This is a genomic window from Nocardia sp. NPDC046763, from assembly GCF_040645495.1.
Taxonomy (GTDB): Bacteria; Actinomycetota; Actinomycetes; order Mycobacteriales; family Mycobacteriaceae; genus Nocardia.
Genome location: NZ_JBEYYI010000028.1, coordinates 25,741 through 40,217, shown reverse-complemented (window position 1 = coordinate 40,217; position 14,477 = coordinate 25,741). Strand labels below are relative to the sequence as shown.

General features: G+C 69.4%; 13 protein-coding genes and 1 pseudogene. 6 read left to right on the top strand and 8 right to left on the bottom strand.

The genetic code is table 11. The features are described 5' to 3' along the window. Nucleotides 1-54: 54 nt before the first annotated feature. The 7 genes from ruvB to pdxT form a co-directional block, all read right to left on the bottom strand. Nucleotides 55-1,143, bottom strand: coding sequence for a Holliday junction branch migration DNA helicase RuvB (gene ruvB, locus ABZ909_RS33970; protein ID WP_357008032.1), 1,089 nt, complete (start codon nucleotides 1,141-1,143; stop codon nucleotides 55-57). Nucleotides 1,144-1,149: 6 nt separating this feature from the next. Next, nucleotides 1,150-1,755 carry a Holliday junction branch migration protein RuvA gene (ruvA, locus tag ABZ909_RS33965; RefSeq protein ID WP_357008029.1) on the bottom strand — a complete coding sequence of 202 codons (606 nt, stop codon included), beginning with the start codon at nucleotides 1,753-1,755 and terminating at the stop codon, nucleotides 1,150-1,152. Continuing rightward, nucleotides 1,752-2,321, bottom strand: a complete 570-nt coding sequence (ruvC, locus tag ABZ909_RS33960) for a crossover junction endodeoxyribonuclease RuvC (protein ID WP_357008243.1) — start codon at nucleotides 2,319-2,321, stop codon at nucleotides 1,752-1,754. The genes ruvA and ruvC overlap by 4 nt, the downstream gene beginning before the upstream one ends. Nucleotides 2,322-2,435: 114 nt before the next feature. After that, nucleotides 2,436-2,882, bottom strand: coding sequence for a hypothetical protein (locus ABZ909_RS33955; protein ID WP_357008026.1), 447 nt, complete (start codon nucleotides 2,880-2,882; stop codon nucleotides 2,436-2,438). A gap of 97 nt (nucleotides 2,883-2,979) precedes the next feature. After that, a complete protein-coding gene (locus tag ABZ909_RS33950) occupies nucleotides 2,980-3,504 on the bottom strand; it encodes an O-acetyl-ADP-ribose deacetylase (protein WP_357008023.1) in 525 nt (174 codons plus the stop codon). Nucleotides 3,505-3,599: 95 nt separating this feature from the next. Then, complete coding sequence (locus tag ABZ909_RS33945; RefSeq protein ID WP_357008021.1) at nucleotides 3,600-4,352, bottom strand: YebC/PmpR family DNA-binding transcriptional regulator; 753 nt, start codon at nucleotides 4,350-4,352, stop codon at nucleotides 3,600-3,602. 95 nt (nucleotides 4,353-4,447) lie between these two features. After that, a complete protein-coding gene (pdxT, locus tag ABZ909_RS33940) occupies nucleotides 4,448-5,071 on the bottom strand; it encodes a pyridoxal 5'-phosphate synthase glutaminase subunit PdxT (protein ID WP_354837552.1) in 624 nt (207 codons plus the stop codon). Nucleotides 5,072-5,282: 211 nt separating this feature from the next. Between pdxT and ABZ909_RS33935 the strand changes: the two genes are divergently transcribed. Next, the gene (locus ABZ909_RS33935) at nucleotides 5,283-6,974 is read left to right on the top strand and encodes an APC family permease (protein ID WP_357008239.1); all 1,692 of its coding nucleotides are present in this window, start codon (nucleotides 5,283-5,285) and stop codon (nucleotides 6,972-6,974) included. Nucleotides 6,975-7,056: 82 nt separating this feature from the next. Here ABZ909_RS33935 and ABZ909_RS33930 read toward each other — a convergent pair whose 3' ends face one another. Beyond that, nucleotides 7,057-7,908 (bottom strand): acyl-CoA thioesterase II, encoded by an 852-nt coding sequence (locus tag ABZ909_RS33930; RefSeq protein ID WP_357008018.1) that lies wholly within the window; start codon nucleotides 7,906-7,908, stop codon nucleotides 7,057-7,059. 107 nt (nucleotides 7,909-8,015) lie between these two features. Here ABZ909_RS33930 and ABZ909_RS33925 point away from each other — a divergent pair. The 5 genes and pseudogenes from ABZ909_RS33925 to ABZ909_RS33905 all read left to right on the top strand — a co-directional run bounded on the left by ABZ909_RS33925 (nucleotide 8,016) and on the right by ABZ909_RS33905 (nucleotide 14,477). Next, nucleotides 8,016-8,728 (top strand): annotated as a pseudogene (locus ABZ909_RS33925) (alpha/beta hydrolase). Between the two features lie 19 nt (nucleotides 8,729-8,747). Then, entirely contained in the window at nucleotides 8,748-9,950 is a 1,203-nt protein-coding gene (locus ABZ909_RS33920; protein ID WP_357008015.1) for a saccharopine dehydrogenase NADP-binding domain-containing protein, read from the top strand. A gap of 84 nt (nucleotides 9,951-10,034) precedes the next feature. Beyond that, nucleotides 10,035-10,856 carry a PaaX family transcriptional regulator C-terminal domain-containing protein gene (locus tag ABZ909_RS33915; protein WP_357008236.1) on the top strand — a complete coding sequence of 274 codons (822 nt, stop codon included), beginning with the start codon at nucleotides 10,035-10,037 and terminating at the stop codon, nucleotides 10,854-10,856. A gap of 148 nt (nucleotides 10,857-11,004) precedes the next feature. Next, nucleotides 11,005-12,213, top strand: a complete 1,209-nt coding sequence (locus ABZ909_RS33910) for a hypothetical protein (protein WP_357008013.1) — start codon at nucleotides 11,005-11,007, stop codon at nucleotides 12,211-12,213. After that, nucleotides 12,210-14,477 (top strand): tetratricopeptide repeat protein, encoded by a 2,268-nt coding sequence (locus ABZ909_RS33905; protein ID WP_357008011.1) that lies wholly within the window; start codon nucleotides 12,210-12,212, stop codon nucleotides 14,475-14,477. Before ABZ909_RS33910 ends, ABZ909_RS33905 begins: the two co-directional genes overlap by 4 nt.

Genomic DNA, 14,477 nt, shown 5'->3' with positions numbered 1-14,477 from the left:
GGAGAACGGCAAGCGGCGCGGTTCTATTCGCGGAAGTTCGCACCCGTGAACGGTTTACGGCTCGAACAGATCCATCTGTGGCTCGTGACGCCGCACTTCGATCGATCCGAAAACCAGGTCCGGCGGCGGGACCAAGCCGAGGTGCTCCCACGCCGCCGCGGTCGCGATGCGGCCGCGGGGCGTGCGGGCCACCAATCCGGCCCGCACCAGGAAGGGTTCACACACCTCCTCGACCGTGGCCGCTTCCTCGCCGACCGCGACGGCGAGGGTCGAGACCCCGACCGGGCCGCCGTTGAAGCTGCGGATCAGCGCGCTCAGCACCGCTCGGTCGAGGCGGTCCAGCCCCAGTGCGTCCACGTCGTACACCGCCAGTGCGGCACAGGCGATTTCACGCGTGACAAGTCCGTCGGCCCTGACCTCGGCATAATCACGGACACGCCGGAGCAGCCGGTTCGCAATTCGGGGCGTGCCACGGGAGCGGCCCGCGATCTCGGCCGCCGCGTCGGACTCCAAGCGCACCCCCAGGATTCGCGCCGACCGCTCCAGAATCCTCTGCAGCTCTTCGGGTTCGTAGAAGTCCATGTGGCCGGTGAAGCCGAAGCGGTCGCGCAGTGGGCCGGTCAGCGCGCCGGAGCGGGTGGTCGCGCCCACCAGTGTGAACGGCGCGATATCAAGGGGAATCGAGGTCGCGCCGGGGCCTTTGCCGACCACCACGTCGACGCGGAAGTCCTCCATGGCCAGGTACAGCATTTCCTCGGCAGGCCGGGCCATGCGGTGGATCTCGTCGATGAACAGCACGTCGCCCTCGACCAGATTGCTGAGCATGGCGGCCAGGTCGCCCGCGCGTTCCAGCGCCGGGCCGGAGGTGAGCCGCAGCGCGGTGCCCAATTCGCCGGCGATGATCATGGCCATACTTGTCTTGCCCAGCCCCGGCGGCCCGGACAGCAGCACGTGATCGGGGGTGCCGCCGCGCAGTTTCGCCCCGCGCAGCACCAGCGCCAGCTGTTCGCGCACGCGCGGCTGCCCGATGAAGTCGTCGAGGGACTTCGGGCGCAGGCTGGCCTCGATCTCGCCGTCGGATTGCAGATAGCTTGCGCTGACGGCGGATTCGGTGTCGTCGATATCGTCGAACTCGTCGGTCATGACGGCCTACCGATTCTTGCCCAGCAGCCCGAGCGCCGTGCGCAGCGCCTGCGAGGTGCCGATGCCCGGCTGATCGGCCAGCACGGCGTCCACCGCCCCCTCCGCCTGCCGGGCCGGGAAGCCGAGCCCGATGAGAGCGTCCACCACCTGCTCACGCACCGGGGTGGCCACGGGCGCAGGCCCCGATCCGGGCGGGCCGGACTGCACCGGAACCAGATTCACCTTGTCCCGCAGCTCGACCACCATCCGTTCGGCGCCGCGCTTGCCGACACCCGGAACCCGGGTCAGCGCCGCCACATTCGATTCCGCGAGCGCCTTGCGCAGCGCCTCCGGTTCGAGCACCGCCAGCACGGCCATGGCCAGCTTCGGTCCCACCCCGGACACGGTCTGCAACAGCACGAACAGCTCCCGCGCCTCGGTGTCGGCGAAGCCGAACAGCGTCATGGAGTCCTCGCGCACGATCATGGTCGTGTAGAGCCGGGCGTCCTCGCCGCGGGTGAGCCCGGCCAGGGTGGCCGGGGTGGCATTGAGCCGGTAGCCGACCCCCGCCGCCTCGATGACCACATGGTCGAGCCCGATCTCGAGTACCTCGCCGCGTACCGACGCGATCACCGCGTTACCGCCTTCCGTTGCTGGGCAAGCCTTTCCTCGTACATGCGCCGTTGCCGCCCGGCCATCGCCTCCGCCTTGGCCATGCGTTCCAGCATGGGTGCGCGCCAGCAGTGGCAGATGGCCAGGGCGAGCGCGTCGGCGGCGTCGGCGGGCTTGGGCGCGACGGCCAGCCCGAGGATACGGGTCACCATGGCGGTCACTTGCGCCTTGTCCGCCGAACCGTTGCCGGTGACGGCCGCCTTCACCTGAGACGGCGTGTGGAAGTGCACCGGGATCTGCCGCCGGGCGGCCGCGAGCGCGATGACGCCGCCCGCCTGCGCGGTGGCCATGGCGGTGCGCACATTGTGCTGGGAGAAGACGCGTTCGATGGCCACGGCTTCGGGTTCATGGGTGTCCATCCAGGCCTCGGCGGCGTCGGCGACGAGCAGAAGCCGTTGCGCCAGCTCCATTTCCGCCGGAGTGCGCACCACGTCGACGGCGAGCATGGAGACCTGCCGGCCCATGCTGCCGACGACCATGCTGAGGCCGCACCGGGTGAGCCCGGGGTCGACGCCCATCACCCGCACCGAAACCCCTCTCACCATGAACGAACAACTGTTCGAGAGTCTAACGGACCCTCGCGGCGACATTGTCCATCGACACGGCCGGTCGCGCTGCGGGCTCGGGTGATCCGGCCGGAATCAGGAGCCGCTGGGCGCGGGGGCGCCGGGGCGACGGCGGCCGCTGTTGTCGACCACGGCACTCAGGTAGTCGATACCCGTCAGGTAACTGGGCTCGAACCTGTCGGGCTCCTGCTCCATCGGAGGCGAGTTCCAGGTGCCGTCGGAGTTCATCGTGGGCGTGCCGGGGCGGAATCCGCCGGACACCCAGTGGCCGGTGCACCCGACCTGCAGCTGTTCGGTGGTGTGGCTGTTCACCCAGACCGACGTCTCGTACCCGTCACCGAATCCCGAGCAGTGCACCCGCACCTGGATTCGATAGATGTCGTCGGTGTCGTTGCGGCAGCTGCGATCACTGCACGAAACTCCTTCGGCCAGATCCGTCGCGAATGCCGCCGGGGCCAGGGCACCAGCCGCGGCGGTGATCAGGGCCGCAGCGCCCAGACCGACCAGCAACCGTTGAGCCATGTGTGAATCAACTCCTATCGACTGTGACCCGACCCGGGATTCAGCTTGTCGCACAGGAGATTTGGCGCGCATCGGGGTAAACCCCGAATTCGCCCGCTCAGGCACCCTGATTCGCGGCGAGCGCCGCGGCGAAGATTCGGAACGCCTCGTCGCCGAAAAGCACGAACCGCACCTCCCGTACCCCGGTTTCGACGCCGCGCACGGTCTCGACGGCGATGCGGGCGCCGTCGTCCATGGGCCAGCCGTACACGCCGGTGGAGATGGCCGGGAACGCCACCGTCTCCGCCCCGAGTTCGTCTGCCACGCACAGGGATTCGCGGTAGCAGGAGGCCAGCAGCGCGGAGCGGTCCTCGGTCGCCGACCATACGGGGCCGACGGTGTGAATCACCCAGCGGGCGGGGAGGTTTCCGGCGGTGGTGGCGACCGCCCGCCCGGTCTTCAGGCCGCGGCCGTATTGGGAGGCCCGCAGTGCGCGGCAGGCGGCGAGGATCTCCGGTCCGCCCCTGCGGTGGATCGCCCCGTCCACTCCCCCACCGCCGAGCAGGGAGGAATTCGCGGCGTTCACAATGACATCGACCTGCTGCTCGGTGATATCGCCTCGGATGGCGCGCAATTCGGGCACGCCGCGATTCTCGCACCCGGCACCCGTGGAGCCCGGGACATACGACGCGGGCCGCCTCCCGGTTCGGGAAGCGGCCCGCGTCGTTCGGAGCTCGATCAGGCGTCGAGCTCGGCCAGCACCTCGTCGGAGACGTCGATGTTGGTGAAGACGTTCTGCACGTCGTCGCAGTCCTCGAGCGCGTCGATCAGCTTGAACACCTTGCGCGCGGCCTCGGCGTCGACGGCCACCGACATCGACGGCTGGAAGCTCGATTCGGCGGAGTCGTAGTCGATTCCGGCCTGCTGCAGGGCGGTGCGCACGGCGATCAGGTCACCCGGCTCGGAGATGATCTCGAAGGCTTCGCCCAGGTCGTTGACCTCTTCAGCGCCCGCGTCGAGCACCGCCATGAGCACGTCGTCCTCGGAGAGACCGTTCTTCTCCAGGGTGATGAGGCCCTTGCGGTGGAACAGGTACGACACCGAACCCGGGTCGGCCATATTGCCGCCATTGCGGGTCATGGCCACACGCACCTCACCGGCGGCGCGGTTGCGGTTGTCGGTGAGGCACTCGATCAGCACGGCGACACCGCTGGGGCCGTAGCCCTCGTACATGATGGTCTGCCAGTCCGCGCCACCGGCCTCTTCACCACCGCCGCGCTTGCGGGCGCGCTCGATGTTGTCGTTGGGGACCGACGACTTCTTCGCCTTCTGGATGGCGTCGTACAGAGTCGGGTTGCCGTCCGGGTCACTACCACCGGTGCGGGCCGCCACCTCGATGTTCTTGATCAACTTCGCGAAGAGCTTGCCGCGCTTCGCGTCGATCCCGGCCTTCTTGTGCTTGGTGGTGGCCCATTTTGAGTGGCCGCTCATTCCCTACTTCCTCGTTTCAGGGGGCGCTGTCGTTCAAGTGGCAACGTACCCGCCCAGTCGGACGGACAACTGCACCAGTCTACTCGAGTGCTCGCTCAGACTCCGGCGCGCGGACGCACCACGGTGTCGACGAACAGTTTGTGCACCCGCAGATCGCCCGTCACTTCGGGATGGAAGGAGGTTGCCATGACATTGCCCTGCCGGACCGCGACGATGCGCCCGGCCGCCGGGCCCGCGGGCACCCGGGCCAGCACCTCGACGCCGTCCCCGGCCCGCTCGACCCAGGGGGCGCGGATGAACACCGCGCGGACCGGGCCGTCGTCGAGGCCCGCGAAGTCCAGGTCGGCCTCGAAGGAGTCGACCTGGCGGCCGAAGGCATTGCGGCGCACCGTCATATCGATACCGTGCAGGGGCTGCATATCCGGACGGGTGTCGAGGACCTCGGAGGCGAGCAGGATCATGCCGGCACAGGAGCCGTAGGCGGGCAGGCCGTCACGGAGTCGCTGCCTGACCGGTTCCAGCAGGTCGAAGACCTCCAACAGCTTGCTGATGGTGGTGGATTCGCCACCGGGCAGCACCAGACCGTCGACGGCGGCCAGTTCGGATTCGCGGCGCACGGGCACCACATCCGCCCCGCACGCCTCGAGAGCATGCAGGTGTTCACGCACATCGCCCTGCAGCGCCAGCACACCAATCCTCGGTTTCACGCCGTCGAGCATACGTTTGCGGGGGTGTGTGGCCCTGCTCACCCAGGGTGTCAGGGAACCGTAAGGAGGGGTGTCCATCAGCGCTTCCGGGTGAACACTGCGGCATGTGACTGATTTGCTACCGCAAACCTCACCCGGGCCGCGCGGAGGGGTCGACGCTCCGCCTCCGCCGCGGCACGGGCTGACCGTCGCGACCGGGCTGGCCGGACTCTCGCTCGACGCCATGGCCTCGGTGGCCTACGGGCCGGAGGCGATCGTGCTGGTCCTGGCGGCCGCCGGGACGGCCGGGCTCGGCTTCACACTGCCGGTGACCCTGGCGATCGTGGTGCTGCTGGCCGTGCTCATCGCGTCCTATCGGCAGGTCATCGCCGCCTTCCCGAACGGCGGCGGCGCGTACGCGGTGGCCAAGGCCCGGCTGGGCCGGCGGACAAGTCTGGTGGCCGCGGCCTCGCTGATCGTGGACTACGTGCTGAATGTGGCGGTGTCGATCGCCGCCGGCGTGGCGGCACTGACCTCCGCGTTCCCCCAGCTGTTCCCCTACACGATGTGGATCTGTCTGGCCGTGCTGGCCGGGATCACCGTGCTGAATCTCTATGGCATCCGCGAGAGCGCGCGCGCCTTCATGGCCCCGACCGCGGTGTTCGTGCTCGGCATCTTCGCGGTGATCATCGTGGGGCTGCTGCGGTCGGAACCGGCCACGGTCTCCACCGGCGCGGCGGTCGCGGAGAACGCACGTACCATCGGAATCCTGTTGCTGCTCAAAGCGTTCTCCAGCGGTTGCGCCGCCCTGACCGGCGTCGAGGCGATCGCCAACGCGGTGCCCAGCTTCGCTCAGCCGAAGGTCAAGCGCGCGCAGCGGGCCGAGGTGGCGCTGGGTGCGCTGCTCGGCCTCATGCTGATCGGGCTGGCCACGCTGATCGGCAAGTTCTCCATTCATCCGATCGACGGCACCACGATTCTGTCGCAGCTGACCGAGGCCGCGCTGGGGCACGGCATCGCCTACTACATCGTGCAGTTCGCGACCGTGATCCTGCTGGCGCTGGCGGCCAACACCTCCTACGGCGGCCTGCCGACGCTGACCAAGATTCTCGCCGACGACAATTCGCTGCCGCACCGGTTCGCGGTGAGCTCGCAACGGCAGGTGTACCGCTTCGGCGTGCTGGCGCTGGGCGTGTTCTCGGCGGTACTGCTGGCCGCGTCCCGCGGCGATATGAACGCGCTGGTGCCGCTGTTCGCGATCGGCGTGTTCGTGGGCTTCACCATCGCCCAGGTCGGCATGGTCCGGCACTGGCTGGCGGTCCGTACCGAGGGCTGGCAGTGGCGGGCGGCGCTGAACGGCTTCGGCGCGGTGCTGACCTTCGTGGCGCTGATCGTCACCACCGCAATGAAATTCACCGAGGGCGCGTGGCTGATCGTGGTGGTGCTGCCGCTGCTGGTGGTGGCCATGGAGCGGATCCGCACGATCTACACCCGCATCGACGGCTGCCGCGGCGCGGGCTGTGTGCCCGCCGAGCCGAAGGCCACCGAGACCGCGATCGTGGTGCCGGTGTCGGAGGTGTCGGAGCTGAGCCGGGAGGCGCTCTCGGCGGCCATGTCGCTGGGCCGGGACGTGACGGCGGTGCATGTGTGCCTGCCGGGCGAGAACATCACCGTGTTCACCAAGGAGTGGGAGGCCTGGCATCCGGATGTGCGCCTGGTCCTGCTCGAGGACGGCGATTCGACGGTCGGCGGGCCGGTGGCGCGTTATGTCGCCGACCATTTCACCGGCCGCCGCAAGGTGGTGGTGATCGCCGAGATCGAGCCGCCCGCCGGGTGGAACCACGTGCTGCCCAGCCATCGCAGTGACGAGCTGGAGCGGGTGCTGCGCAAGATGAACGACACGGTGGTGTGTCACCTGCGGGTGCAGACCGCCTGATCACCGAAAACCCGAGCGCGCCGCCGGAATTCACCGGCGGCGCGCTCGATTCGTATGCGGCTCGGATGGTTTCGGGTGCGGCTCAGGCGGTGCCGGCCGGGTACGACTCGGCCTGCTCGTCACGGAGGGTGCGGGTCAGCCCCTCCTGTATGACCACCGCGACCAGTTCCCCGGCCTGGTTCCAGATCCGCCCGCCGGTCAGCGCGCGGCCCGCGCCCGCCGAGGGCGACTGCTGGTCGTAGAGCAGCCAGTCGTCCGCGCGGAACGGGCGCAGGAACCACATGGCATGGTCGAGCGAGGCGTTCTGGGTGGGCTTGTCGGGGTGGATGACCTTGGACGAGCCGAGCAGGGTCATATCGCTCATGTACGCCAGGGTGCAGACGTGGAACAGCGGGTCGTCGGGCAGCGCGTGCCGGTAGCGGAACCACACCTGCTGCTGGGCGGCGAGGCCGTCGCGGCGGTCCACTTCCTCCTGCGGGATGTTGCGAATGTCCCAGTGCTCCCATTCGCGCATGGCCCACAGCCGTTCCGGGCTCATGGACTCCTTGGCGTCGGGCAGCTCGGCCGGCGGCGGCACCGACGGCATCCGGTCCTGATGCTCGGGTCCTTCGTCGCCGACGTGGAAGGAGGCCGACATGGTGAAGATGGCCTCGCCGTTCTGCACGCCGGTGACTCGGCGCGTGCAGAAGGAGCGGCCTTCGCGGATGCGGTCCACCAGGTAGACGGTGGGTCGCTCCGGATTGCCCGGCCGCAGGAAATATCCGTGCAGTGAATGCACCTGATAGTGCGGATCCACCGTGCGTACCGCCGCCACCAGCGCCTGCCCCGCCACCTGCCCGCCGAATGTGCGTGGCAGCTGCGTCTTGGTGGACGCGCCACGGAAGATGTCGCGTTCGAGTTGCTCTATTTCGAGCGCCTCTTCGATCGTCGCCATGCACCCGTCCCTTCGCGATTGTCGTGCTCAGGCTAACAACCGCATGAATCTATCAATTCATTCACGATCGTTTTTGATACGATAGTTTTGTGAGCTGGAAGCGCGGGATCCTCATCGCCGTGAGTTGTGTTGCCGCACTGGCGCTGTCGGCGAGCGGATGGGTGATCGTCCAGCACGACTTCGGCATTCGCGCGGAACGGGTCGCCATCACCGGTGGCGCTCAGCCGCTGCAGGGCACGCTGGCGTTGCCGAAACACGGGGACGGACCGTTCGGACTGGTGGTTTTCGTGCACGGCGACGGCGCGGCCACCGCGGACCGCGACGAGTTCTACCGGCCGATCTGGGAGACCTTCGCGCAGGCCGGGTACGCGTCGCTGGCATGGGACAAGCCGGGAGTCGACGGCGCGAGAACGATCTGTCACTGCTGCGGGAGGGCGCGAGCTATGACCGTTACCTCGCGGCCACCGCCGATTCCCCGCCCATGGCGGCGGACCGCTGGCGGTTCGTGGGCAAGAACTTCCAATCCGATGTCACCGAAATACTTGCGCAACTTCGTGTTCCGACGCTGCTGCCACTCGGCGAGCACGATCTCCATGTCGATGTCGCCGAAACGACGCGCGTGTACCGGGAATCGATGCCAGCGAGCCTGCTCACCGTCCGTTCCTTCCCGGACGCCTCGCACAACATCGTGAAGTTCGACCTCGACAAGCCCGACGGTCTGCTTTCCTTCCTGGTCGCGCTGTTCGCGCCCCGATCCCTCTATGCCCCGGGCTATCTCGACGCGTTGCGCGAGTACGCCGCCCGTCCACCGAACCACTGATACTGCACAGGAGTACGCCATGAAGGTCCTCGCCCTGGGCGCGGCGGGCGCGATGGGCGCCGCCGCCGTCGACACCGCCGCCCGGCTGCTGGGCGTCGAGCGGATCGTGATCGCCGATCGTGACGGGCGGGCCGCCGCGGCGGTGGCCCGGCGCTTCGCCGACTCCCGGGTACCGGTGTCCGCGCGCCCGCTCGATGTCACCGACGCCCCCGCGCTACGCGACGCGCTCGTGCAGGTCGATCTGGTGCTCAATACCGTCGGCCCCTACTACCTATTCGGCCGCACCGTGCTGGGCGCCGCCATCGACACCGGCACGCACTATCTCGATATCTGCGACGACTGGGAGCCGACGGTCGACATGCTCGGGCTCGATGACCGGGCGCGGGCGGCCGGGGTGTGTGCGATCGTGGGAATGGGTGCCAGTCCCGGGATCAGCAATCTGCTCGCGGCGCTGGCGGCGGCCGAGCTCGACACTGTGCTCGACGCGTATACCGCGTGGCCGGTGGATGTTCCGGGCGCGGGCGGCGGCGAGGAGTCGCTGCTCGCCGACGGGCAGCCGACAGCGGCGGCCGTCCACTGGATGCAGCAGAGCAGCGGCAGCATCTCGGCGGTGACGGCGGGCCGGGTGGTCGCGCAGCGCCCCCTGCGCCCGGTCGAGCTCACCCTGCCGGGCGGGCGGCACGGCACCGCCTACACCATCGGCCACCCCGAGCCGATCACCTTGCAACGCAGCCTGAAACCCGTCGGCGACGCGGCCAATCTGATGGTGGTGACGCCGTCGACGCTGGCCTATCTGGAGATGCTGCGCCGCGATATCGACGCAGGCCGGCTCACCAACGAGGCGGCCGCGCGCGAGCTGGCGCGGCCGACGCTGGCGCGGATCGCCCGCTCGGTGCCTACGGCCCTGCGGACCCGCGGGCCGGGGAATCTGCCGCCGTTCTTCGCCGCCCTGTCGGGTCGGCGGGCGGGGCGCGAATATCGGGTGCTGGCGCACCTGGACCCGTCGGTGGCGGGTGGCATCGATAAGCTGTTCGGCGATATGGCGCGGGCGACCGGGATTTCCTTGGCGCTGGGCATGTCCCAGGTCATCGACGGCTGCGCCCGCCGGCCGGGGGTGCATCCGCCGGAGGCGGTCATCGACGCGCCGCGGTTCTTCGCGGATCTGGGCCGCGAATTCGGCGGCGGCTCACCGGTCGTCATCGAGCGGGAACCGGTCGGGTAGCACCGTGCATCGTGGAGTGAGGAGCACGCCGTGGACGATCTGATTCCGGCCACCGAGATTCCGACCCGGACGCTCGTGGAGAGCATGATCCGGGAGGACGCCACGATCGACGCCGGCGAGCTCTACGATGTCGCGGCCGTGCTCGGCATGAGCGATCAGCAGGTGCGGCTGTGCATCAAAAGGCTGGTGGCCGACGGGCGATTCACGCACGAGGGACGCGGGCGCAAGGCGGTGCTGCGCGCCACCGAGGACACCCTCGGGACCATCGAACCCGATCTGGAGGACTTGCGCTTCGCCTATGCCCAGGATCGCGGGGAGGTGCCGTGGGACGGCGTCTGGCATCTGGTGGCCTTCGCGGTGCCGGAGACCAATCGGCAGGCGCGTGACGCCATGCGTGAGGCCATCGTGTACCACGGGGGCGCGCCGATCCAGGGCGGGCTGTACGTGTCGCCGCACGCCTGGGAGGACCGAATCCGTTCCCTGGCACGGAAACTCGACATCGATGGGCAGCTCACCACGCTGTCGACCGGTGAGCTGTCGGTCGGGGGGATCACCGGGGGTCCGGAGCTCACGGCGCGATTGTGGCCGCTGGACAGGCTGGCCGCCGGGTACGAGCGGCTGCTCGCCGCCGCCGAGCGCACCCTGCCGGCGCTGCGCACCGCGGATCCGACCCGACAGCTTTCGCTCGCAATCACTTTGGCGAGCGAGTTCGATCGTGCGGTCGTGTCCGATCCGCTGCTGCCGCCGGAGCTGCTCCCCCGGCCGTGGATCGGGGTGACCGCGCGTGCCGCGGTCGCGGAGTGCTGGGCGGAGCTGAATGCCGCTCCCCTGCCGCCGATTCGGCTGTTCCGCTGGTATGCGGAGGCGATCGCCGAGATCACCGCCCCCACCGGCGCCCGGAAGTAGGCCGAAGGTCCATCCTCGCCCGGAGGTGCCGCGACCGCGCTCCGGAACCCGGAAAATCCTTACGGTTTGCTTACGCCCAGCGGTGGCAGCATGTGCTGACGGGCTTGCGCCCGTCGATAGACATTGCTTCTACAGGGGGGTGCCAGTGTTGGCAATCGCCGAGGTCGATCAGACCTTGGCCCGGCTCGACGCCGATCACCGCGAGATCTCCGCGAATCTCGCGGAGCTGGAGGATCATCCGGGTGTGCGGTTTCTCGACGGCGTACCGCTGGTGGGTGTGAGCGCCGCCCGGTGGACTGCGGCGCGGGCTCGGCTGGATTGGTTGTGGGCGCAGTTCCGCCTGTTCGAGGGCGTGGTGGCACAGGCGCACGAGGTGCGGGCGCGGCGGACACGCCCGGGGCACGCGGAGCTGACCGCGTTGACCGATCTGCTGTGCGGTCCGTCGGTTGTACTTGCGCCGCAGCCGATTCCGATGGGTGAACGGGATCTGCTGGGCCCCGCCGCTGTGCGCCGCTCGATGACGCTGGTGCAGCTGGTGGCCGAGATGACCGCAGCCTATCGCGAAGTGGCCCGGATCGCGGCCACCGCCGACGCGGTGTCCTCGGCATTCCTGCCGGGCGTGGATCGGGCCGGGGCACGGTTGCTGGAGCTGCGGCGGCTGGCCGCGGAGTTGGACCTGGCCGTCATCGGCCATCCACTGCCGGCGCGTCTCGACGGCGTCGAGGCGCGGCTGAACACCGAACGCGCACTGGCCATGTCGGACCCGCTGAGCCTGGCCGAGCGAAGCCCCAACGCTGACGGTGAGGCGGCGCTCGCGGACGAACTCGACGAGGTGCGGGCCCAGCTCGAGCAGCTGGGGGCCCGCCGCGACAGCGTCGACGAACGGCTGGAGCGGTTGGCCGCGGCCGTCGACGCGGCCGAGGTGGCCGAGCAAGCGGCGGCCGCGGCCGCGGCGACCACCGCGGTCAAGATCCTCGGTTTCACACCCGTCGCCATCGAACCCCTTGCCCCGCTGCGGGATCGGCTCGCGCGACTACGTGCCGGTGACGGCGACCGCCACTGGACCCGTGTCGATGACGAGGTGGCGGCGCTTTCACGGGACATCGACAGCGCCCACGCCGGCGCCGACACCGCGCGCGACAATGCCGTGGCATTGCTGGACCGCCGCGACGAACTGCGCGGCCGGGTCGACGCCTATCGCGCCAAGGTCGCGCGGCTGCGGCTGAGCGAGGATCCGGTCGTGGACGCCCGCTACCGCCACGCTTACGAGCTCTTGCATTCCGCCCCCTGCGATCTCGCCGCCGCCACCCGCGCGGTGGCCGAGTATCAGCAGGCGATCACCGAGAAGACGGTATGACGATGACCAACTGCCTGCGGCCGGGTTGCGGCGGCACCATTCTGGACGGTTTCTGCGACGAGTGCGGGCTCGCGCCCGTGGCCGAGGCGCAGGTGCTACCGGGCACCGCGGCGTTTACCGCCGCATCGGGACCCAACGGACAGTCCGTATCCGCGACGTACGCTCCTACCTGGACAGGCTCGACTCGCTCCGGCCGCCAGAGCCGGCGCGGCACCAGCCGCTCGTCCTCCCGGTCCACCCGGACCGCACGCTCCAGCCGCGGCCGCCTCGGCGCGGGCCTGGTGTCGATTCCCCAAGTGCCGTACCGGGATCCGTCCACGGCGGTCATGGCCGACCCGCAGGTGCCGGAGAACGAACGCTTCTGCAGCAGCTGCGAGCAGCGGGTGGGCCGCGGCCGCGACGGCGTACCCGGCCGCACCGAGGGCTTCTGCCGCAATTGCGGCACCGCCTACTCCTTCACCCCCAAGCTGATCGCCGATGATCTGGTGGCCGGGCAGTACGAGGTGCTGGGCTGCCTGGCCCACGGCGGCCTGGGCTGGATATACCTGGCCCGCGACCGCAATGTCAGCGACCGCTGGGTGGTGCTGAAGGGTCTGCTGGACACCGGCGATGCCGACGCCATGGCCGCTGCGGTGGCCGAGCGGCAGTTCCTGGCGTCGGTGGAACATCCCAATATCGTCAAGATCTTCAACTTCGTGAAGCACCCCGACCCGCGCACGCATGAGCCGGTCGGCTACATCGTCATGGAGTACGTGGGCGGCGCGTCACTGAAAGAGCTGCGCTCCCAGCGCGATTCGTCCGGCCGGATGCAGCCGCTGCCGCTGGCCCAGGGGCTGGCCTACATTCTGGAGATCCTGCCCGCCCTCGGCTATCTGCACGGCATGAGCCTGCTGTACTGCGATTTCAAGCCCGACAATATGATCCAGACCGAGGAGCAGCTCAAGCTCATCGACCTGGGAGCGGTCCGCCATATGGACGACGAGGAGAGCGCCGGGTTCAAGACCGACGGCTACTGCGCGCCGGAGCTGGAAACCGAAGGCGCCTCGGTGGAATCGGACCTGTTCACGGTGGCGCGCACACTGGCGGTACTGACCTTCAACTTCGACTACCGCGGTGCCTACAAGTACGCCCTGCCGCCTGCCGCGGAGGTGCCACTGCTGGCGCAGTTCCCGTCGTTCCGGCGGCTGCTGGAACGCGCGACCGCCGCCGATCCGAATGAGCGATTCGGGTCCGCTTCGGAGATGGCCGAGCAGGTGACCGGGGTGCTGCGTGAGGTGGTGGCCACCACCGACGGGCAGCCGCGCCCGGCGCTGTCGACCGTATTCAGTGGCGAGCGCACGACTTTCGGGGCCGACCCGGAGCAGTGGCCCGCGACCCCGGACCCGCAGGCCATCGCGGCGGCGCTGCCGGTTCCCGTGGTCGACCCGACCGATGCCGCGGCGGGGTTCCTCGCCACCACCTCCATCGGCGATCCCCGGCAGCTGGTGACCGCGCTGGAGACCGCGCCGGTGTCCTCGCCGGAGGTGACGCTGGCGCTGGCCCGCGCCCGAATCGAAAGCGGTGACACCGATACCGCGCTCACCGAGCTGGCCGCGCTGGAGGAGTCCGAGGACGCCGACTGGCGCATCACCTGGTACCGCGGGGTGGCCGCGCTGACCCGCCGCGATTTCGCCGACGCGCAAGAACATTTCGACACCGTCTACGGCATGCTGCCCGGTGAGGCCGCCGCCAAGCTCGCACTCGCGGTTGCCCGGGAATGCACCGGCGACCACGACGGGGCGTCGCGGCTCTATCTGCAGGTGTGGCGCACCGACAACGGATACCCCAGTGCCGCATTCGGTTTGGCGCGCACACGACTGCAGGAGCGGGATATCGACGGGGCCATCGCGGCCGCGGAATCGGTGCCCGTCAGCTCCAGCCATCACACCGCCGCCCAGCTCGCCGCCCTCGGCGCGCAGCTCGTGGGCGGGACGAGCCGGCACGGCTATCTGGTGGCCGCGGGCAACCGGCTCACCGGGCTGGCGCTGAATCCGGAACACAAGGCGTGGAAGAGCATTGCCGTCCTCGATGCCGCGCGGACGCTGGCGGCCGCACAGCCGATCGAACCGGGGGCGCTGGTGCTGGGCTGCCGGTTCGCCGATCGGGACCTGCGCACCGCGCTCGAATCCCAGTTTCGAGAGCTGGCGCGGCTGGCCCCGAACAGACTGGCGCGTCGCGATCTGGTGAACCGCGCCAATGCTGTTCGGCCGGTGAGCTGGGTGTGA